The following is a 19,918-nucleotide window of genomic DNA, read 5'->3' on the forward strand; positions in this document are numbered from 1 at the left end:
TTAATCGGCAATCAGACGTTTACCAAAGCATACGACTTCGATTTCCTCATAACCCAGTTGCTCATAGAAGCTTTGCACGTCGATATTTTCTTTACGTACAAGCAGTTGTAGTTTGGGGCAACCTAACGCAATCAGGCGCTTCTCGAGCTGCTGTATGAGTGCGGTTGCGACCCCATTGCGTTGAAAGTGTGGATGTACCGCCAAATAATTAATCCAGCCGCGATGACCATCATAACCACCCATCAACGTGGCGATGAGTTGTTCATCTTTAACCGCCAATAAAAATAAACCATCTTTTTGTGCGGTTTTTCTAAAAATATCAATTTCAGGGTTGTTCCAAGGGCGAGTGAGGTCGCATACCTCCCAAAGTGCAATGACATCTTCTAAATCTGTTTCGAGATAGGGGCGAATAATGAACATGAGCTTGGCATTTTTATTTTTTGGATGCCTTTAGATTAATTGAGTTTTTTTATTTTGATAAGTGTTTTATTACACTTTTCATCAGACATAAAAAAACGCCCAAGAGGGCGCTTTTTTTTAAACTTTAAATTAAGCAGATTTCGCTTCTGCTTGAACAGGAAGCATGTGACCTGTTTCTTCAAAGTTAGAATGCCAAGACAACGCTTCACGAAGAAGGTGAGGCGTATGACCACCTTTTGCACATGAGCGATCGAAGTAGTCATTTAATGCATCACGATACAGTGGGTGTGCACAGTTGTCGATAATCGCACGAGCACGTTCACGCGGTGCTAAACCACGCAGGTCAGCCAAACCTTGTTCTGTTACCAGGATGTCAACATCATGTTCAGCATGGTCGATGTGCGACGCAAACGGTACGATTGAAGAAATGTCGCCACCTTTTGCAATTGATTTGGTCACGAAGATTGCCAAGTGTGCATTACGTGCGAAGTCACCTGAACCACCAATACCGTTCATCATTTTAGTACCGCAAACGTGAGTTGAGTTTACGTTACCGTAAATATCAAATTCAAGTGCAGTGTTGATGCCGATAATACCTAAACGACGAACCAATTCAGGGTGGTTTGAGATCTCTTGCGGACGTAAAACCAATTTATCTTTGTACGCTTCAAGGTTATTAAATACTTTCTCGCCGTATTTTGCAGAAAGGGTAATTGATGAACCTGAAGCAAACTTCATTTTACCTGCATCAATCAATTCGAAAGTACAGTCTTGCAACACTTCTGAGTACATGACGAGGTCTTCGAAGTTCGAATCTTTAAGGCCTGTAAGTACAGCATTGGCAATTGAGCCAATCCCTGCTTGTAATGGGCCTAAGTTTTTCGGTAGACGCTCTTCAGCTACTTCTTTTTCAAAGAATGCGATTAAGTGATCTGCAATACCTTGAGTTTCATCATCTGGCGCAGTCACAGTCGATGGAGAATCGTGTAAGTCGTTGTTGATGACGATACCGACGATTTTTGCAGGATCGATATTGATCGCGTGCGTACCAATACGCTCATCCACTTGAGTCAATGGAATTGGTTGACGGGTTGGACGGTAAGTTGGGATGTAAATATCGTGTAAGCCTTCAAATGCAGGGCTTAAGTTGGTGTTGATTTCAACAATCACTTTTTCTGCGAAAATTGCAAAACTTGCAGAGTTACCTACAGACGTTGTTGGAATGATGCCGCCATCTTCAGTAATCGCAACCGCTTCAATGATCGCTACATCTGGCTTTTTCAACTGAAGGTTACGCATTTGCTCAACAGTTTCAGACAAGTGTTGGTCAATGAACATCACTTCGCCATTGTTGATGGCTTTACGTAAAGTGTTGTCCACTTGGAACGGTAAACGACGTGCCAATACACCCGCTTCAGTCAATTGCTTGTCTAGGTCATTACCTAAAGAAGCACCAGTAATTAATGTGATTTTTAAAGGATTTGTGTGTGCACGTTTAACCAATGCCAAAGGTACAGCTTTCGCTTCGCCAGCACGAGTGAAGCCACTCATACCTACAGTCATGCCATCTTCAATAAAAGCAGACGCTTCTTCTGCACTGATGACTTTATCGTGAAGTGAAGCTAAACGGATACGATCTAAAGACATGGTTTACTCTCGTTAATATTCTGGATCTGGCACCGATTGTACCGATCAAGAACGACATTGTGCATACCTGTTAGGCTAAGGTCTAATTTTTTGAAAAAATGTGGGTATAAGGGATTCTGATGATTTGTAAGTGTTTGAAATATATTTGGTAAAATTAAATTGTTGAATAGTTGAACAAAATCGTTTGATCAACTATTGTACAAAGTTTAAAAATGCTCAACCAAGGTTTGCTTTAATTTTTCGAGTGGGTTGTTGCTGGAAATTTCAGCATCTTGATTGTGATGAAGAGGCAGCGAAATAATTGCTTCAAGTCCGCCTTGTTCACGATTATGAATGGCCAGTTGACCTTGGTGAATATCAACAATGCGTTTCACAATGGCGAGACCTAAACCACTGCCTTGGACTGTTCTGGCTTCATTGCCACGCACAAAAGGCTGCATAAGTTCTTCAATTTGATCGTCAGGAATGCCTTCACCATGGTCTGCTACGCTAATTAAAATATGTTCATTTTCCACTGTTGCGGAAAGTTCAATCGGCTCAGCACCGTAGCGTTTTGAGTTATTAATCAAGTTACCAATCAGGCGTTTAAGAGACAGACTCCGTGCCTGAATAATCGGTAATTCAGCAGGTTCAAAACGAATATCCAAGGGTTTGAATTGCACCACCAATTCTTGTAATAGCATATTTAAATCGGTGTCTTGGATTTCCTCATCTGAACCGTCACGCATATAGGAAATGAACTGATTTAAGATCGCGTCCATATCTTCAACGTCATAAATCAGTCCCTCTTTTAAAAAATCATCATCGGGCATCATTTCCGCACTGAGTCGAATACGGGTCAGAGGGGTGCGTAAGTCATGTGAAATCCCCGCCAACATAATCCGGCGGTCACGTTCAGTCTGATCTAAGGTGTAGATCATGTGATTAAACGCTTGGTTGACCTCACGAATTTCTTGGGGGCCGTGATTGGTCTCTAAATACGGCGCTGTGCCTGTTTTACTATAACTGTTGGCAGCATTTTGCAGACGACGCAGCGGGCGATTGAGCTGACGAACCAAGGTTAAAATAATGGCTGCTGCAATAAGGGGTACGCCAAGCAGCCAACCGAAAATTAACTCAGGGCTGTAGTTGGCATAGGTTTTCAGTGGTTCCCGTACCCAGTTGCCGTTCATTTCAGGCGTTTGAATCCAAATGCGCGGGCTAGGTTTAAATTGGAAATATACTGTGGCATGTTCGACTTTTAATTCTTTGGCCAGCTTAGCTTCAATTTGATTGGTAAAGAACTCGGCAATCACCTTATCTTTAACATTGGGATATTCTTTGGGATCGGTGACGTATTCAATCCCGACGCGGCTTCTTAGCCAGTCATCGACATCGACTTCAGTATTTTGATGATAAATCCGTAAATTGGGGTTGTTGAGAATTTCTATTTCAACAGCAAGATAACGAGCATGTTGTTGAATTTCTGGAAGATATAAGGTGCGCCAAAAGAACCACAAAGACATAAATAAACTGAAAAATACAATGAAGAGTACCAGTACGGTAGTGCGCATGGCAGCAGAACGCGGCTTGATTTTATCTAAAAAGCGTTCCCAACGCGTGCGTTTACGTTCTGAATACGCTTCGTAATCTGTAAATTTTTGAGGGTCGATGGGTTCGAGTTTCACGTGATTTCCTGTTTCTATGTAAGAGACATAGTTCAATGGTGACAGGTATGCGATACGCGAAAAGTCATCTGCAATTGTTCGAGGCAGGAGGTCTGGGTGTTATAAAGTTTCTGCGAGCATGATGTTGAAATGCAGAAATATGCCGAGTTTTGCAGATGACAATGGTTTTGCTTACTTTTGTCGAAACAATAGTAAGGCGAACCGCAGGTTAATCGATAAAGTTGAGCTTAACTTTAGGACTCCGTTGTGCTGATTGTTGCAACTCAGCTTAAAAAGACCGAAGCCGTATTTTTCAGTTTTGAATTATTCCGCGCCATCTGGAACGAACACATAACCCACACCCCAAACGGTTTGGATATAACGTGCACGAGCAGGGTTTTCTTCTACAAGGCGACGTAGACGCGATACTTGAACATCAATTGAACGTTCCATTGCCCCCCATTCACGGCCACGTGCAAGGTTCATCAATTTGTCGCGAGTCAAAGGCTCACGTGGATGTTGTACCAAGGCTTTCAGTACCGCAAACTCACCTGTAGTTAGGGTTACGACTTGACCTTCACGCGTGAGAGTGCGTGTTGATAAATCAAGTGACCATGGCCCAAAGCTGACCACTTCCATTTGTTGGCTTGGTGCGCCTGGAACTTCACGGACTTGGCGGCGCAGTACGGCGCGAATACGTGCTAACAACTCATTTGGATTAAATGGTTTCGGTAAGTAGTCATCTGCACCTGCTTCTAGACCTGCAATACGGTCTGAGTCACTGCCACGTGCGGTGAGCATAATAATAGGCGTATCAATATTGGATTGGCGTAGACGACGGCATATACTTAAACCATCTTCAACAGGGAGCATGAAGTCGAGCACAATCAGTGAAAACAGTTCGCGCTGTAACAGACGATCCATTTGGGTTGCGTCATGCGCTGTTTTTACCACAAAGCCTTTATCTTCTAAAAAGCGTTGGAGTAGCGTACGTAAACGCACATCGTCATCTACCACTAAAATGCGTTCAACGCGATCTGCGTCGCTATGTACAGCATCTGTTTTTTCAGCAGGTACAACTAAACTCATTGAAGTGCTCCTTTATTCTTTATTGTCATCGTAAACAAAAGTCGGGACAGTCTTGAGTATACGACTCATTTGTATGTCTTTACTATGCTCTAAAGCAACAAATATTACAGGTAAAATCAAGACATAGATACCAAATGTATACATCTTAGCCCATAGAAAAAAATGGCAAAGAATACCTAAAAATAAGATTTAATACTGAAAATGAGATGGATTTATGAAATTTGCCTGAAATATGTCACATTTAAGCCATTAAATTAATAAAAACAGTTGTGGATTTTATAGTCTTGGTCTTTATAATCATGGCTTTTAGTACATATCCTTGTGGGATCACATACGATGACTGACTTAGTTCAGCAGTTGGCAAAAGAAATTGCCGTACGTCCAAATCAAATCGAGGCTGCCATCAAGTTGATTGATGAAGGTGCTAGCGTTCCATTTATTGCGCGTTACCGTAAAGAAGTCACGCAAGGCTTAGATGATGCGCAGTTACGTCAGCTCGATACACGTTTGGCTTATTTACGTGACTTATTTGAACGTCGCGACAAGGTAATCGAATCATTAAAAGAACAAGACAAATTGTCTGATGATTTATTGGCACGTGTAAATGCTGCTGAAACTAAAAATGCCTTAGAAGAAATTTACGCACCATACCGTCCAAAACGGACCAGTAAATCATTTAAAGCCAAAGAAGCAGGCTTGGGCCCGATTGCAGAGAAAATCTTTGCAGAAGCGGTTGATCCAGCTGAAGCCTTGGCAGGCTTTAGCCATGAAGATTACCCAGATCTAGACAGTCAGTTGGATGCGATTCAACATATTTTAATCGATGACTGGGCGCAGAACATTGCACTGACCACTGAACTTAAGGCCACGTTTGCAAAAACGGCCACTTTAAAAAGTTTAGTGGCAAGTGATGAGAAAAAAGAAGTTGGCAAAAAATTCCGCGATTACTTCGACTTTTCTGAAAATTTAAATAAAGTCCCGTCACACCGTTTATTGGCTATGTTACGTGGTCGTCAAGAAAACGTTTTAGGTTTAAAAGTTGATGGCGAAGATGATGCACCATTGGCGCGTATTGAAACTGAATACAGCCTTGAAACTGCACAGCCGCAAGCACGTCAAGACTATTTAAAACAAACGGCTAAATTGTTCTGGTTAGGCAAGGTTCGTCCAAGCATCGAACATTCGTTGCTCACCGAAAAACGTCTTGCCGCCGAATCTGAAGCAATGGATGTTTTTGCTGAAAACTTACGTCATTTGTTGTTGTCTGCACCCGCGGGCGCACGTACAACATTAGGTGTGGACCCTGGCATCCGTACAGGGGTGAAATTGGCTGTGGTGAATGCATCGGGTGATGTACTTGCACATAGCACGATTTATCCATTTGCACCCAAAGATGATAAAGCGGGTTCAATTGCAGAACTTGCCCGTTTATGCCGCGAGTTCAATGTTGACCTGATTGCCATTGGCAATGGTACAGCAAGCCGTGAGACAGAAAGCGTTGTGGCTGAAATGATGGCTGCAAACAGCGATTTAAAACTGACACGTGTTTCTGTATCAGAAGCGGGTGCATCGGTTTATTCAGCGTCTGAATTGGCTTCTGCGGAGTTACCAGAGCTAGATGTATCGATTCGTGGTGCAGTGTCGATTGCACGTCGTTTACAAGACCCATTGGCTGAACTGGTGAAAATCGATCCAAACTCGATAGGTGTAGGTCAGTACCAACATGATGTGAACCAAACTGGTTTAGCTAAAACCCTTGAAGCAGTCGTTGAAGACTGTGTGAACTCGGTAGGTGTGGATGTTAATACTGCATCATCTGCTATCTTGGGTTATATCGCAGGTTTGAATAAGTCGATTGCACAGCAAATTGTCGATTTTCGTAAAGAAAATGGCCGTTTCGACAACCGCCAAGATTTGAAAAAAGTACCGCGGTTAGGCGAGCGTACTTTTGAACAAGCGGCAGGTTTCTTACGTATTCAAGATGGTTCAGAGCCACTGGATGCTTCTGCTGTTCACCCAGAGTCTTATGCGCTGGTGGGTAAAATTGTTGAAGCGAAAGCGACGACAGTGAAGGACATCATTGGTAACTCGGAAATCATTCGCCAAGTGAATGCTGAGGAATTTGCAGATGAGAAATTTGGTTTACCAACTATTCAAGATGTACTATCTGAACTGGAAAAACCAGGTCGTGATCCGCGTCCAGAGTTCCGTACAGCAAAATTCCGTGAAGATATTACCGAAGTTGCGCAACTGACTGAAGGCATGCAGCTTGAAGGTGTCGTGACCAATGTGACGAACTTCGGTGCTTTTGTGGATGTGGGTGTACACCAAGATGGTTTAGTTCATATTTCAGAGTTGGCGAATGAATTCGTTGCAGATCCGCATAAAGTGGTGAAGCCGGGGCAAATTGTGCAAGTATGTGTGCTCACAGTAGATGCTGAGCGTAATCGTGTGAATTTGTCGATGCGTCCGGAAGGTGCTGAAGCGCCTAAAGCTCCGCGTCAACCACGTCGTGAAAATACAGAGCGTAGTGAACGTAAACCACAAGGTAAACGTCCACAACAAACACGTCCTCAAGGCGAGCGTGCTCAAACAAATAAGAAGCCGCAAACGGCTAAACCTCAAGAAAATAAAATTGGTGGTTTAGGTGCATTGTTACTTCAAGCAGGGATTAAAGGTTCGAAATAATCTTTAAGATTTGAATAAAAAAACCTCCCAAGTGGGAGGTTTTTTTTATGGTTACTTTTATCCGTTGATGATGGGCACGATCCAACTGGTGATAATCAGCATAATGCCAAAGTGCCCAAGCTTTCGGCAAACTTTGACAAAAGTTGGAGCGGGTTGTTCCAGTCGAGTGGCATAATCTTTGAGGCTTATGGCTTGGGTGCTGCGGCTATGCCACAGGAAAACAGCAAGGTCGATACAGATCAGAATCGTGCCGACATTGGCCACGATATCCATCAATACATAATCTTGTAAATACAGGCTACTGCCTACTCGGTAGCAGAGATAAATCGCAAAAGCGATACACACATATTGCAGTACGAAAGTAAAAGCGCGCATAAATTCACAAAATAAAAAAAGACGGCTGTTTATAACACAAAAAGTAGAAGGGTCACGTCGTCTTTATTTTTTGTCCACAAAAAAAGGTATGAGTCTTAACTGATTAGGCTTTGTGCAATCAGGCTGGAAAAAATGGAGACTAAACCTATTTTTGAAAAAATATTGCAATACATGCTTGAGGGTTGTGAGGTTGGCTTGTTTTTTGTTTCTAGAGAGTATATTTCGCTCGTCAGTGGGGTAGGCTGTTGCGGTGCGCGTTGGCTCTTAAAGCCAAATTCGAGCAAGATCATCAGCAAACCGCCATGAATCAGCACTTGCCAGATTGAAATATGAGAGAGGGTAAGTTCTGTATATAGATTAAAAGCAGTGGTTGCAGCAAAGATGAAGCAAAAAAGCTTGAATAAATAAAGTGTCTGCATTTCTTTTCCCCTTTTATAATTGCTTTTATGATGAGCTTTTTTTCTTAAGCGAATATTAAGAACTATAAAAGAGTTTCGAAAAATTTAGCTACCCAACCTTTGATCAAAGGTTGGGTAAATTGTAAGAAAACTTACCAGTGTTCACCTGGGAACAAGCGTGCATATGCTTTTTGTACCCAGTTGAGTTTTTGCTGTTCGCCTACAGACGCGGTAGAACTTGGAAATAAGTTATAACCAATCGACATGAGCTTATTGTTGATGTCTGGTGCAATTGAATAAGTAATCGATGCCAAACGACCTAAGTTGGTTGCGACTTTCTTCGGGCGTTTCACAATCGCATAAGCAACTAGATCTGCTGCTTGTTCAGGCGAAAGAGTCGGGACGTATTTATAAATTTTCGTCGGCGCAATCATTGGCGTACGTACCAAAGGCATATACACCGAAGTAATCGCAATTTTATGTGAATGCACTTCAGCAGAAAGACAGCGACTGAATGCATCTAATGCGGCTTTAGACGCCACATAAGCCGAGAAACGAGTGGCATTTGCCAATACGCCAATCGAGCTAATGTTAATAATATGCCCATCACGACGAATCATCATTTGTGGCAGGATGTTCATGACTAAACGTACCGCACCAAAGTAATTGAGCTGCATGGTACGTTCAAAGTCGTGGAAGCGTTCTGCTGATTCGTGCACCGCGCGGCGGATTGAACGACCTGCGTTATTAATTAAAATATCAATATGATCGACTGAAGCTAAAATTTGCTTAGAGACTTCATCAATCGAGTCTAAATCATTTAGGTCACATGGAAAAACAGAGGCTGAACCACCTTTGGCTTCGATTTCTGCTTTAACTTCTTCTAGTGTTTCTTTGGTGCGCGAAACTAAAAGGACGTGTGCTCCTGCATCAGCCAGTTTGTGTGCAACGGTTAAACCAATACCACTTGAAGCGCCTGTAATTAAGACGGTTTTTCCATTTACACGTTCTTTAAAAAGTCTATCCATTCTTGAATTCACGTTATCATTCCTGATCTAAGTCAAATATTTGAGGGTTATGGCTATTTTTATATTCGATTATTAAGGCTACATTTTCTGAGAAATGTAGCGGCTTTCCTTCACGGTATAATACCTAAACTGCTTAAAAATATCACTGCATAAGTTATTGAAATAATAAATAAAATTAGAGTAAAAGCTCTATTTTATTGGTTCTAATTAATTGTTTTTAACATGAATTCAATCAAAGTGAAAGGGCTATAAATATAAAAGACAAGCGTATAAAAAACCTCAATCATGTGATTGAGGTTTTAAGTTTAGTGGTCTGTATTTTAGACTTGAGCCAAGGCCTGCTCTAAATCTGCAATCAAATCATCAATATGTTCAATGCCTACAGATAAACGCACCATATCAAGACTTACTCCAGCAGACTTTAATTCCGCTTCATTCAGTTGGCGATGTGTGGTGGTGGCAGGGTGGCAGGCCAGACTTTTGGCATCGCCAATATTGACCAAGCGAGTGAAGAGTTGCAGAGCATCAATAAAGCGAGTGCCACCTTCACGGCCATCTTGTACACCAAAGGATAAAATTGCCGAAGGTTTTCCTTTGACATATTTTTGCGCCAAGCCATGCTGAGGGTGATCTTTCAGGCCGGCATAGTTGACCCATTTCACTTTGGGGTGGGCTTGTAAATATTCTGCGACTTTCTGCGCATTTTCAGTATGACGTTCCATACGTAGGTTTAGGGTTTCTAAGCCTTGTAGAATCAAGAACACGCTTAAAGGGCTAATCGCAGCGCCGGTATTACGTAGTGGTACCACGCGGGCACGCGCGATATAAGCTGCTTCGCCTAAAGCTTCAACATAGTTCACGCCGTGATAGCTTGGGTCTGGCGTATTCAGCACTTTAAAGCGCTCAGGATACTTGCCCCAAGGAAATTTACCGCTATCGACAATCGCTCCACCAATCGAGTTACCATGCCCGCCAATATATTTGGTCAAGGAATGCACCACAATATCTGCCCCGTATTCAAAGGGTTTCAGCAGTGCAGGCGTTGCGACGGTATTATCGACTACCACAGGCACGCCATATTCATGTGCAATTTTGGCAATCGCTTCTAGGTCAATGATGTTGCCGAGTGGATTGCCAATCGATTCAACAAAAACCAACTTGGTTTTTTCATCAATTAAACCGCGTAGGGCTTCTGGATCTTGATAATCAAAGAAACGTACCTCAATGCCTTGTTTCGGTAGAGTGTGGGCAAACAGGTTATAGGTGCCACCGTACAAGGTCGAAACAGAAGCAATGTTGTCCCCTGCTTCGGTAATGGTTTGAATAGCATAAGTAATGGCTGCCATGCCAGAGGCTAAGGCCAACGCGCCAATACCGCCTTCGAGTGCGGCTAAACGTTGTTCTAGCACCGCAGTGGTCGGGTTCATAATTCGGGTATAAATATTACCTTGGACTTTTAGGTCAAATAGATCCGCACCATGTTGCGTATTATCAAAGGCATAAGACGTGGTTTGATAAATCGGTACGGCCACTGCTTTGGTGGTGGCTTCGGGGCTATAACCAGCATGGATAGCCAAAGTTTCATCTTTATAGGTCATGGGACTTCATCTGCGTGAGTTAAATATTGCACAGTCTACCATCAATGAATATGAGTGAAAGTGTGAAAATAATGAATATTTATCTAAAAAATTCATAAAGATGAGATGCGAGCAGCTTCTTGTCTGCGGAAAAGTGAGATAAAAGTGATGTTTAAAAAACAACCGTGCTGAAAGTTGTAACATTGCATTGAAGATCGGTTTCATGCCTTATTTTTTCAACGTATTCATCGTATAATGCCCGCAAATATTTTTTCGCTTCTTGCGATTTTTTGGTTTTTCTATTGAGGAGTCCTACGTGGCCCAATATATTTATACGATGAACCGAGTGTCTAAAATGGTTCCGCCTAAGCGCGAAATCTTAAAAGACATCTCTTTGTCATTTTTCCCGGGTGCAAAAATTGGTGTACTTGGTTTAAACGGTGCAGGTAAATCGACCTTGCTTCGTATTATGGCGGGCGTAGACAAGGATTTCTCTGGTGAAGCGCGTGCGCAACCGGGTATCAAAATTGGTTACCTAGAACAAGAACCGCCACTTGATCCAAATAAAGATGTGCGTGGAAATGTAGAAGATGGTTTACGTGAACCATTGGATGCTTTGGCACGTTTGGACGAAGTGTTTGCTGAATATGCGGCAGAAGATGCAGACTTTGATGCATTGGCAAAAGAGCAAGAAAAACTTGAAGCGATTATCCATTCATGGGATGCGCATAACCTTAGCAACCAAATGGATCAAGCTGCAGCTGCCTTGAACCTACCTGCTTGGGATGCAGATGTAAGCTTGCTTTCAGGTGGTGAGCGTCGTCGTGTTGCATTGTGTCGTTTGCTTTTATCTAAGCCAGACATGTTACTTCTAGACGAACCGACGAACCACTTGGATGCGGAATCTGTGTCTTGGTTAGAGCGTTTCTTGAAAGACTTTGCCGGCACGATTGTGGCGATTACGCACGACCGTTATTTCTTGGATAACGTGGCGGAATGGATTCTTGAGCTTGACCGCGGTATGGGTATTCCATATCAAGGCAACTATTCTTCTTGGTTAGAGCAAAAGAATGCGCGTCTAGAGCAAGAGAACAAGCAAGAAGAATCTTTTGCTAAAGCATTGAAGAAAGAACTTGAATGGGTTCGTTCAAATGCGAAAGGTCAGCAAAAGAAAAACAAAGCGCGTATGGAGCGTTTTGAAGAGCTTAACTCACGCGAATTCCAACAGCGTAACGAAACTTCTGAAATCTATATTCCACCTGGCCCACGTCTAGGCAATAAAGTCGTAGAAGTGGAAGGCATCAGCAAATCATTTGATGGTCGCGTACTGTACGAAAACCTAAGCTTTACCGTACCGCCTACAGCAATTGTGGGTATCGTGGGTCCAAACGGTGCGGGTAAAACCACACTGTTCCGTATGATGACTGGTGAACAACAGCCAGATACAGGTACGGTGACTTTGGGTGAGTCGGTTAAAGTAGCGTATGTGGGTCAGATTCGTGACACCTTAGATAACAACAAAACCGTTTGGGAAGAAGTTTCTGGCGGTTTGGATATCTTAAGAATTGGCGATTATGAAATTGCATCACGTGCTTATATCGGTCGCTTTAACTTCAAAGGTCAAGACCAACAGAAGCGTGTAGGTGAGTTGTCAGGTGGTGAGCGTAACCGTTTACAACTGGCGAAAATCCTGCAAATGGGCGCAAACGTGATCTTACTGGATGAGCCATCGAACGACTTGGATATCGAAACCTTACGTGCACTTGAGGATGCAATTCTTGTATTCCCAGGTACGGTAATGGTAGTGTCGCACGACCGTTGGTTCCTTGACCGTATTGCAACGCACATCTTGTCGTTTGAGAACGAGCAGCCTGAATTCTACGAAGGTAACTATGCTGAGTATGAAGCTTATCGTTTAGCGCGTTTAGGTGATGCCGCGGTTCAAAAACGGACCAAATACAAGAAAATTGGCGGTTAATACTTCCGTTAATTCAATTAAAAAACCAGCCTTCGGGCTGGTTTTTTTATGCTTAGCAATTGCCGCTTAAGGCGTTTTAGGGGCATTCACTTGTAAGCTGATAATGGTGTAATACTGATTTTTAGGTTTTGCTTTGGCATCGACTTTTTCGCTCACTTCAATCAGGTATTGCCCAGCTTGTGCAAACGTGAGTGTGGCATTGCCTTGTACATCGACAGGTGTGCTTTTCGCTTGCTGCTCAAGCTCACCTTGAGCGCGAACCATGAGTTCTGCATGCGCTAGGGCTTTGTCTGCTTGAGTAATTTGCAGTTGTACAAGCTGTTGCACCGTGATTTGGTTTGGATGGGTTTTGAAGTTGACTTGAATTGGGGCTGGCGTTACAGCAACAGGTGAGGTGCTGTCTTTGCTCACATAGCTTTGAATGCTCCATTCGCGAACCGTAGAGACTTTGCTTGGCACTTTGCCTTTAAAGTCACTTGGAATGACATAGTCACGCTCGCTTAAGGCAGGGACTTTGTCTGCTGCGACATCGGCAAATATTTTCCATTGATGATTATGTTGTACATATTCAATTGGATATGAGGTCTTGGCAAAAATGGTATAGGTGCCTTTTTCCGGTAGCTTAAGATCAAATGCAGTTGCAGATTCTAAGTGCTTCTGTGCTTGAATCGTCGTCTGTGTTTGGTTTGGTTGGAAAACGCTGAATGGAATATCTTTTAGGGCATATTCAGGATGAAAGGCTTGTTCTGCATAGGCGCTCAATACAGGGACTTGGGTATTTTCAGTGTGATACGCCAGTGGAGCGACGTAGGGTTCATGTGCTTGAGCCACTGAACAGAATAAAAGTGTGCAGAGTAGAGCGTTTTTCATAGAGACTAGGCCTAAAAATATTTCGTAAGATGAGGTTTTTGATTATATCGAGAAAAACTAACAGGTGATAATAATTATTATTTATTATTTGAGTAGATAAAAAGGGAGTGCATGGACTCCCTTTTTGGATGCGGGTTCTAAGTTAAGGCTTAGATTTCCCACTCATGGTCGCATTCACGACATTTCCATTTTTTCTGAGACTGCATGAAGCCTTGCATTGAAATCTTAAAATCAGGAAGGTCACGGTAAAATAGGAAGCCTGCAATCACACACACGATGAAAACCACAACCGTTGCAATTTGTAATGTTGAGCCAGCGCCATCCCCAAATAGCCACATTGCGATGCTAATGAGCACCAAAAGTAATAATACAAAAATGGCTGGAACTAAAAAAACCAGACTTTTAGGCACGACAGGGCGTGTTGCTGGAGCCCCTGCTTGAGCAACAGGCATAATTTTTGGGCTTTGACATTGAGGACAACGATATTGCATTACAACTCCAAAATTTGAATCTATGCCGTATTCTAATCGGATTGGAGCAGAAAGCCAAAAAAGCGTGGTAATGAAGTGCTGATAATTTTGAGGCAATAAAAAACCCAAGTCATAATGCTTGGGTTTTTTACCAGATGTTGCCATCTTAAATATGGCGTCCCTACGGGGATTCGAACCCCGGTTACCGCCGTGAAAGGGCGATGTCCTAGGCCTCTAGACGATAGGGACTTATTGAGGCATCACGTTGAGTGGTTAACACCGTCTCTCTGTGTGAGCGCTATATTAGGGATATAACGCCCATGCGTCAACTAAAAAATCAATTAAGCTTCATCAACTGCGTCATTTTTCGGCAATTTTAGGCTTTCATTGAGTTTTTCCCAAACTTTTGCTTCTTTTTTGCTTGGACCACCGACAATTTCAAGGGCATGACGTAAGCGCGCGAAAGTTAAGTCAGGGCCAATGGTGACCATGGTTTGCATCACTGGAGTCGAAGCGGTTGAACCGGCAATCGCAATAAAGAACGCTGGCATAAAGTCACGGAGCTTAATTTCCATTTGGTTGGCTAAGTCCATCAAGGTTTGACTTACGGTGTCATTGTTCCATGTGAACATGCTTTCCAAACGCCAAATCGCAAATTGCAGACTTTGACGAACTTGTTCTTCGCTCAGTTTCTTGCTTTCAAACTGTTCTTTGGTCAAGCTTGGGAACTGGTTAAAGTAATGCGCAGACCAGTTCACCGCTTCTGAAAGTAAGTTGATACGAGGTTGAATTGCTGCGGCGATGTCTTCGAGCATCTTACGATCTGCTTTCCATGCCAATAAGGTATCTAACAGTTCAGCAGGGCTTAAGCCTTTGATCCATTGACCATTGAGCCAATTCAGTTTTTCCACATCAAAAATTGGACCACCGAGGGATACACGTTGAATGTCAAAGTGTTCAATCATCTCGGCCAATGTGAATTTTTCGCGTTCATCTGGCATCGACCAGCCCATACGGCCTAAGTAATTCAACAAGGCTTCAGGCAAGACACCAATATTTTTGTAGTAGTTAATAGAGGTTGGGTTCTTACGTTTCGACAGTTTTGATTTGTCTGGGTTACGTAGTAATGGCATATGACCCAGTACAGGCATTTCCCAACCAAAGTATTGATACAGCAACTGATGTTTAGGTGCAGAAGGCAACCATTCTTCACCACGGAAAACGTGGGTGATTTGCATCAAATGGTCATCGACCACATTGGCAAGGTGATATGTCGGTAAACCATCGGTTTTAAGCAAGACTTGCATGTCCACTTGTGCCCAAGGGATTTCTACTTCCCCGCGCAGTAAGTCATTGACTGTACAAATGCCTTCTTCGGGCACTTTCATACGAATCACGTGTGGCTCACCTGCAGCAAGGCGACTTTGAACTTCTTCAGCAGATAATTTTAAACCACGACCATCGTACTTTGGTGTTTCACCACGGGCCTGTTGTTCTGCACGCATTTGATCCAACTCTTCGCTCGTAGCAAAGCAGTAGAACGCATGACCTTTTTCAACCAAATCCAGTGCATATTGTTTATAAATATGCATGCGTTCAGACTGGCGATACGGTGCATATGGCCCGCCAATGTCCGGACCTTCAGACCAATTCAATCCTAACCAACGCAATGAATCTAAAATCATTTTTTCCGATTCAGGAGTCGAACGAAGTTGGTCGGTATCTTCGATACGCAGAATAAATTCACCACCATGTTGCTTGGCATAGCATAAGTTAAATAGCGCAATATACGCTGTGCCCACATGCGGGAAGCCAGTTGGAGAGGGTGCAATACGAGTACGAACAGTCATAGCCAATTATGATTCAGAATGTAAATTGAGGTCTATTATAACGAAAAAGCCCGACCACTTAATGCTTAATTCAACATTCAGTGATCAGGCTTTTGTGCGCAAATGTCATAACTTGAGAGAGGTTACGACACTGTGGCTTATTTTTAGTTTAGAGGAACAATGATTGCACAAAACGGCTAAAGCGCTGGTTTTGTGTAGCAAAGAAATTTTGTGTCGGTGCAACTTTGATTGAGGTCATGATTTTTAAATCATTATCCATCATCGTGGTTCGGTCACTGCCTTTTTGTTGGCTGAGCGCTTTTTCAATCAACGATGTTTTCTCAGTGGGCATCGTCGCTTTATCATTGCTTTGAATGGCTGCACTATGTCCCAGTTGGCTAAAACAAGCCAAGCCGATACTCAACGTAACGGTATGTAAAAATGTTGCTTTCATGTCCTTTTCCCCTCTCAACATGGTATTGGAACAGATTTTTATTAAAGTCATTGGTAATCTAGTTTCAATTTAACCGATTTCACAAATAAAAAAGTAGAACCGTGTCACACAATTTACAAAATTATAAACAAATTTGGGCTAAATTGACATTTAAACATCAAATATAAATCATTTGGCTTTTTGTACCAAATAACTGTGGAGATAGCATGGAGATTTTGAGCTTGATCTGTGGAGGGTGGATATGGGTTATCCTTAAAAGTGCACAAAATAGTCCTTTTAGAGATATCTTTTTATCAGTATAGCCGTAAAACCTCGCCTTCAGGGCATAGGTATCTATGATCCTAGCCAAAATAATGGACAGCACGTCCCTCTAAAGATAACGTAACTTTAATCTTTGGAGATTCAAGAAATGGCTAAACGTTTTAGTCCTGAATTTAAACAGCAAGCGATTGATTATGCACTTTCAAACCCCCACGAACCTATAGCTGCAATCGCCCAGAAATTAGGTGTTGGTTATTCAACATTGGATAAATGGATTCGTGAAGCCAATCCAGTGGGTTCAAGCAAACGCCAACTTTCATCAGAACAACAGCGGATTTTAGAATTAGAGAAAGAAGTCAAACAGCTCAGGGACGCTAATGACATCTTAAAAAAAGCGCATGTGTACTTTCTGACAGATCATGCCAAGAAAAGTACACGGTAATTCAAGATCTGGATGTGAATGAAGTCACTGTATCTTCTGCCTGTAAATGCCTGGGTGTCAGCACTTCAGGCTATTATGCCTGGCGAAAATGCCAGGCCAATCTAGCGCAGAAATATAATGATTTAAAAGCCGTATATTGGCAGCATCATGCACGATTGGGTGCACCTTCATTGGTACATGACATGCATGATTTAGGTTACAGCATGAGCGAACGAACCGTTGGAAGAATGCTTAAAAAGCTTGGTTTACGTAGCAGGATTGCACGTAAATACAAGCATACGACTGATTCAAACCATCGTTTGCCTACAGCGCCTAACTTGTTGGATCGTCAATTTGGCGTTGGTCAATTGAAAGCTACTTCAAGCTTCTAAAACAAGCGGGTCATGATGTTGAATCGTGGCTCCAAACGACCCCTCAAGCAATTTTAAGAAAACTACTTGTTGCGAGTATGGCCTGCGTACTGACATGGCGAATACAACGCTGTAATGATGAACAAACTACTCGAGTAAGAGCCGTACTAACACGACTATCTGGGCGACAGCAAAAGCGAGGGAAAAGAGAAAGTGCACCATCAATACTTGCTGGACTTTCAATCTTATTAAACACCTTGAAGCTACTGGAAAGTTATTCGGTGGATGAGTTAAAGGAAATGGCTAAAATTGCGTTGGGGTATCCACACGAAGATGTGTAGATACCTATACCTTCAGGGCGGGGATGTAAGGCTGCAATCCGCTAGTCCCCTTGTGGGGATTAGCTAGGATTGCTAATGCGGAGTTTGCTGTTGCTGAATATATTGTTTGATAATCCCAATAGGTGTACCATCACATGATGCAGCGAAATAGCTAGGCGACCACAAAGCATTACCCCATAACTTGCTTCTAATTTCAGGGTGCTTGGTTCGTAAAATACGACTGGAAGCACCTTTTAAACTATTTACCAAGCTAGAAATAGCGACCTTTGGCGGATAATGCACAAGTAGATGGACATGATCATCTTCACCATCAAATTCTGCCAACTCGGCTTCAAAGGTAAGCGTGCGCTGAACCCCATAGCTATTTTTTAACTTGGGTTGGATTTCCAGCGGTGTGGCAGTAATTCTTCTATTTGGGTCACTTTATGGGTCGGTAACCTTTTCAGCACATCACTGAGATAGGCATACGGATCCAGCCCATTCAGTTTTGCTGACTGGATCAGGGTCATGATATTGGCCGCTCGTTGACCACTACGCAGCGAACCTGCAAATAGCCAGTTCTTACGTCCCAAGGCCCAGGGACGCATCTGATTTTCCAACCAATTATTATCAATGGGCAAATTGCCATTATCCAGATAGCGACTTAAGGCTGGCCAGCATTTTAGGCTGTAGTTGATCGCTCGGGCAGTTGGGGAACTTGATGGCACCGTCAGCTGATGTTGGTTGAGCCACTCATATAGTTGTTGCATCACCGGTTGACTATACTGTTGCCGGTATTCGCGGCGGTGTTCTGCTGTACCATCCGTCTTTTTCCTGAGTTCTGCTTCTATCGCATACAGTCTCTGAATCATCAGTAATGCCTGTTCAGCGATCTGACTTTTCCCGGTCACATGCAGTTCTTTGAATTTACGACGTGCATGCGCCATGCAGCCCACCTCAATGACATCGCCTGATTTAAAGCGTGCTTTATAACCACTGTAATCATCACAGACCAGATGCCCCTGCCAGCCTTTCAGGAACTCTTCAGCATGCTGACCTGAACGGCTATCTTGAAAGTCATAGATCACCGCCTGAACTGGATTGTACTGTGTGGTGGCATAGGCCCAGATATAACCTTTCTTCGGTTTTTTCTCATCATCCCCCATCTGCATGATGATGACTGGTGTTTCATCTGCATGCAGCACCTGTTGTTGCAGCACAAGCTGTTTTAAGGCATTGGTCAGAGGTTCAAGTTCTACCCCACAGCGTCCAATCCAGTCAGATAATGTGGATCTGGAAAGATCAACACCTGCGCGTAGAAAGATTTGACGTTGACGATATAGCGGTAAATGATCAGCGTATTTGGAAACCAGCACATGGCTGAGCAATTCAGGTGTAGCGATTCCTTTATCAATAACATACGCAGGCATCGCTTGTTGAGTCAGGATGTCACACTGATCACAGACCCATTTACCACGGATATGTTGTTCCTTATAGAACTGTGCCGGCCTGAAATTTAGTTTTTCACTGATATCTTCGCCGATACGACGCAATGTGCAGCCACAGCTGCATTGCGTTGAGGCAGGTTCGTGCTCAATACGGAGGGTTGGCAGGTGATCTGGCAGTGGTCGACGTTTAGGTTTGTTGACTGTGGCTTTCTGTGTCGCTGCATCGGTTTTATCTGCATTCAGCCGCTCCAGTTCCAGATCAACTGCTGCGATATCTTCTTCGACCGCTTCATCCCACAGATGGATTTGTTTTGCGGTTAGATGTTCGTTTTTACTGCCGAATTTGTGCTGTTTAAATAGTGCGAGTTCATGCTCGTATTTTTGATTGAGAATAGAAAGATGTTGAACTTTAGAATCTAATTGCTGATTGGTGACTTCAAGATGTTGAACTCTGGCATCTAATTGCTGATTTGATTGTTCCAGTTGTTGTTTAGATTGTGCCAGAGACTGATGCTGCATCGCCAACTGTCTGGTAAATTCCAGCAGTTGTTCATGGGTCAGTTGGCTTAAGTCAGGCAGCGTATTCATGACCGCAGTATGCCTGATGTCATGATGCAGAGGAAATAGA

The 19,918-nt window shown here is 43.0% G+C and carries 15 protein-coding genes, 1 tRNA gene and 3 pseudogenes; 4 read left to right on the forward strand and 15 right to left on the reverse strand.

Going from position 1 to position 19,918, the window contains the following annotated elements; all coding sequences use genetic code 11:
• From ACFN7Z_RS01240 to ompR, 4 genes are all read right to left on the reverse strand, one after another.
• The gene (locus ACFN7Z_RS01240) at positions 1–420 is read right to left on the reverse strand and encodes a GNAT family acetyltransferase (RefSeq protein WP_004691549.1); all 420 of its coding nucleotides are present in this window, start codon (positions 418–420) and stop codon (positions 1–3) included.
• Positions 421–549: 129 nt separating this feature from the next.
• A complete protein-coding gene (locus ACFN7Z_RS01245) occupies positions 550–2,067 on the reverse strand; it encodes an acetyl-CoA hydrolase/transferase family protein (RefSeq protein WP_004978127.1) in 1,518 nt (505 codons plus the stop codon).
• 206 nt (positions 2,068–2,273) lie between these two features.
• Positions 2,274–3,734 carry an ATP-binding protein gene (locus ACFN7Z_RS01250; RefSeq protein ID WP_348942854.1) on the reverse strand — a complete coding sequence of 487 codons (1,461 nt, stop codon included), beginning with the start codon at positions 3,732–3,734 and terminating at the stop codon, positions 2,274–2,276.
• A gap of 303 nt (positions 3,735–4,037) precedes the next feature.
• Positions 4,038–4,802, reverse strand: a complete 765-nt coding sequence (gene ompR / locus ACFN7Z_RS01255) for a two-component system response regulator OmpR (RefSeq protein ID WP_004691545.1) — start codon at positions 4,800–4,802, stop codon at positions 4,038–4,040.
• A gap of 336 nt (positions 4,803–5,138) precedes the next feature.
• On the opposite strand from ompR, the gene ACFN7Z_RS01260 reads away from it, so the two are divergent.
• The gene (locus ACFN7Z_RS01260; protein WP_395442434.1) at positions 5,139–7,490 is read left to right on the forward strand and encodes a Tex family protein; all 2,352 of its coding nucleotides are present in this window, start codon (positions 5,139–5,141) and stop codon (positions 7,488–7,490) included.
• Between the two features lie 57 nt (positions 7,491–7,547).
• Here ACFN7Z_RS01260 and ACFN7Z_RS01265 read toward each other — a convergent pair whose 3' ends face one another.
• The 4 genes from ACFN7Z_RS01265 to ACFN7Z_RS01280 all read right to left on the reverse strand — a co-directional run bounded on the left by ACFN7Z_RS01265 (position 7,548) and on the right by ACFN7Z_RS01280 (position 10,889).
• Positions 7,548–7,865, reverse strand: coding sequence for a hypothetical protein (locus ACFN7Z_RS01265; protein ID WP_029575131.1), 318 nt, complete (start codon positions 7,863–7,865; stop codon positions 7,548–7,550).
• Between the two features lie 95 nt (positions 7,866–7,960).
• Positions 7,961–8,284 carry a hypothetical protein gene (locus tag ACFN7Z_RS01270; RefSeq protein WP_131230741.1) on the reverse strand — a complete coding sequence of 108 codons (324 nt, stop codon included), beginning with the start codon at positions 8,282–8,284 and terminating at the stop codon, positions 7,961–7,963.
• 131 nt (positions 8,285–8,415) lie between these two features.
• Positions 8,416–9,291 carry an SDR family NAD(P)-dependent oxidoreductase gene (locus tag ACFN7Z_RS01275; protein WP_238893368.1) on the reverse strand — a complete coding sequence of 292 codons (876 nt, stop codon included), beginning with the start codon at positions 9,289–9,291 and terminating at the stop codon, positions 8,416–8,418.
• Between the two features lie 320 nt (positions 9,292–9,611).
• On the reverse strand, positions 9,612–10,889 hold the full coding sequence (locus tag ACFN7Z_RS01280; protein ID WP_114836339.1) for an O-acetylhomoserine aminocarboxypropyltransferase/cysteine synthase family protein: 1,278 nt from the start codon (positions 10,887–10,889) through the stop codon (positions 9,612–9,614).
• A 295-nt stretch (positions 10,890–11,184) separates the two neighbouring features.
• On the opposite strand from ACFN7Z_RS01280, the gene ettA reads away from it, so the two are divergent.
• Complete coding sequence (ettA, locus tag ACFN7Z_RS01285; protein WP_004978114.1) at positions 11,185–12,846, forward strand: energy-dependent translational throttle protein EttA; 1,662 nt, start codon at positions 11,185–11,187, stop codon at positions 12,844–12,846.
• Between the two features lie 66 nt (positions 12,847–12,912).
• Here the strand turns inward: ettA and ACFN7Z_RS01290 are convergent, their stop codons facing one another.
• From ACFN7Z_RS01290 to ACFN7Z_RS01310, 5 genes are all read right to left on the reverse strand, one after another.
• Positions 12,913–13,716, reverse strand: a complete 804-nt coding sequence (locus ACFN7Z_RS01290) for a DUF4198 domain-containing protein (protein ID WP_395442437.1) — start codon at positions 13,714–13,716, stop codon at positions 12,913–12,915.
• 149 nt (positions 13,717–13,865) lie between these two features.
• The gene (locus tag ACFN7Z_RS01295) at positions 13,866–14,207 is read right to left on the reverse strand and encodes a membrane protein (protein WP_010327661.1); all 342 of its coding nucleotides are present in this window, start codon (positions 14,205–14,207) and stop codon (positions 13,866–13,868) included.
• 152 nt (positions 14,208–14,359) lie between these two features.
• A tRNA-Glu gene (locus tag ACFN7Z_RS01300) sits at positions 14,360–14,435 on the reverse strand.
• A gap of 92 nt (positions 14,436–14,527) precedes the next feature.
• The gene (gltX, locus tag ACFN7Z_RS01305) at positions 14,528–16,036 is read right to left on the reverse strand and encodes a glutamate--tRNA ligase (RefSeq protein ID WP_005401371.1); all 1,509 of its coding nucleotides are present in this window, start codon (positions 16,034–16,036) and stop codon (positions 14,528–14,530) included.
• Between the two features lie 148 nt (positions 16,037–16,184).
• Positions 16,185–16,469, reverse strand: coding sequence for a hypothetical protein (locus tag ACFN7Z_RS01310; RefSeq protein WP_039890577.1), 285 nt, complete (start codon positions 16,467–16,469; stop codon positions 16,185–16,187).
• A 409-nt stretch (positions 16,470–16,878) separates the two neighbouring features.
• On the opposite strand from ACFN7Z_RS01310, the pseudogene ACFN7Z_RS01315 reads away from it, so the two are divergent.
• A pseudogene (locus ACFN7Z_RS01315) lies at positions 16,879–17,519 on the forward strand (transposase); the annotation flags it as partial.
• Positions 17,507–17,863 (forward strand): annotated as a pseudogene (locus tag ACFN7Z_RS01320) (transposase); the annotation flags it as partial. The pseudogenes ACFN7Z_RS01315 and ACFN7Z_RS01320, both read left to right, overlap by 13 nt.
• Positions 17,864–17,935: 72 nt before the next feature.
• Here the strand turns inward: ACFN7Z_RS01320 and tnpA are convergent.
• Positions 17,936–18,199, reverse strand: a pseudogene (tnpA, locus tag ACFN7Z_RS01325) (IS200/IS605 family transposase); the annotation flags it as partial.
• A 32-nt stretch (positions 18,200–18,231) separates the two neighbouring features.
• Positions 18,232–19,878, reverse strand: a complete 1,647-nt coding sequence (gene tnpC, locus ACFN7Z_RS01330; protein ID WP_395442440.1) for an IS66 family transposase — start codon at positions 19,876–19,878, stop codon at positions 18,232–18,234.
• Between the last annotated feature and the right edge of the window lie 40 nt (positions 19,879–19,918).

Origin of the sequence: Acinetobacter sp. P1332, assembly GCF_044057475.1 — a bacterium.
Classification (GTDB): domain Bacteria; phylum Pseudomonadota; class Gammaproteobacteria; order Pseudomonadales; family Moraxellaceae; genus Acinetobacter; species Acinetobacter johnsonii.

Excerpts from the sequence above, each read along its gene's own strand:
- ACFN7Z_RS01240 (WP_004691549.1), bottom strand. The coding sequence starts at position 420 with ATGTTCATTATTCGCCCCTATCTCGAAACAGATTTAGAAGATGTCATT.
- ACFN7Z_RS01245 (WP_004978127.1), bottom strand. The coding sequence starts at position 2,067 with ATGTCTTTAGATCGTATCCGTTTAGCTTCACTTCACGATAAAGTCATC.
- ompR (WP_004691545.1), bottom strand. The coding sequence starts at position 4,802 with ATGAGTTTAGTTGTACCTGCTGAAAAAACAGATGCTGTACATAGCGAC.
- ACFN7Z_RS01260 (WP_395442434.1), top strand. The coding sequence starts at position 5,139 with ATGACTGACTTAGTTCAGCAGTTGGCAAAAGAAATTGCCGTACGTCCA.
- ACFN7Z_RS01265 (WP_029575131.1), bottom strand. The coding sequence starts at position 7,865 with ATGCGCGCTTTTACTTTCGTACTGCAATATGTGTGTATCGCTTTTGCG.
- ACFN7Z_RS01270 (WP_131230741.1), bottom strand. The coding sequence starts at position 8,284 with ATGCAGACACTTTATTTATTCAAGCTTTTTTGCTTCATCTTTGCTGCA.
- ACFN7Z_RS01275 (WP_238893368.1), bottom strand. The coding sequence starts at position 9,291 with ATGGATAGACTTTTTAAAGAACGTGTAAATGGAAAAACCGTCTTAATT.
- ACFN7Z_RS01280 (WP_114836339.1), bottom strand. The coding sequence starts at position 10,889 with ATGACCTATAAAGATGAAACTTTGGCTATCCATGCTGGTTATAGCCCC.
- ACFN7Z_RS01290 (WP_395442437.1), bottom strand. The coding sequence starts at position 13,716 with ATGAAAAACGCTCTACTCTGCACACTTTTATTCTGTTCAGTGGCTCAA.
- ACFN7Z_RS01295 (WP_010327661.1), bottom strand. The coding sequence starts at position 14,207 with ATGCAATATCGTTGTCCTCAATGTCAAAGCCCAAAAATTATGCCTGTT.
- gltX (WP_005401371.1), bottom strand. The coding sequence starts at position 16,036 with ATGACTGTTCGTACTCGTATTGCACCCTCTCCAACTGGCTTCCCGCAT.
- ACFN7Z_RS01310 (WP_039890577.1), bottom strand. The coding sequence starts at position 16,469 with ATGAAAGCAACATTTTTACATACCGTTACGTTGAGTATCGGCTTGGCT.
- tnpC (WP_395442440.1), bottom strand. The coding sequence starts at position 19,878 with ATGAATACGCTGCCTGACTTAAGCCAACTGACCCATGAACAACTGCTG.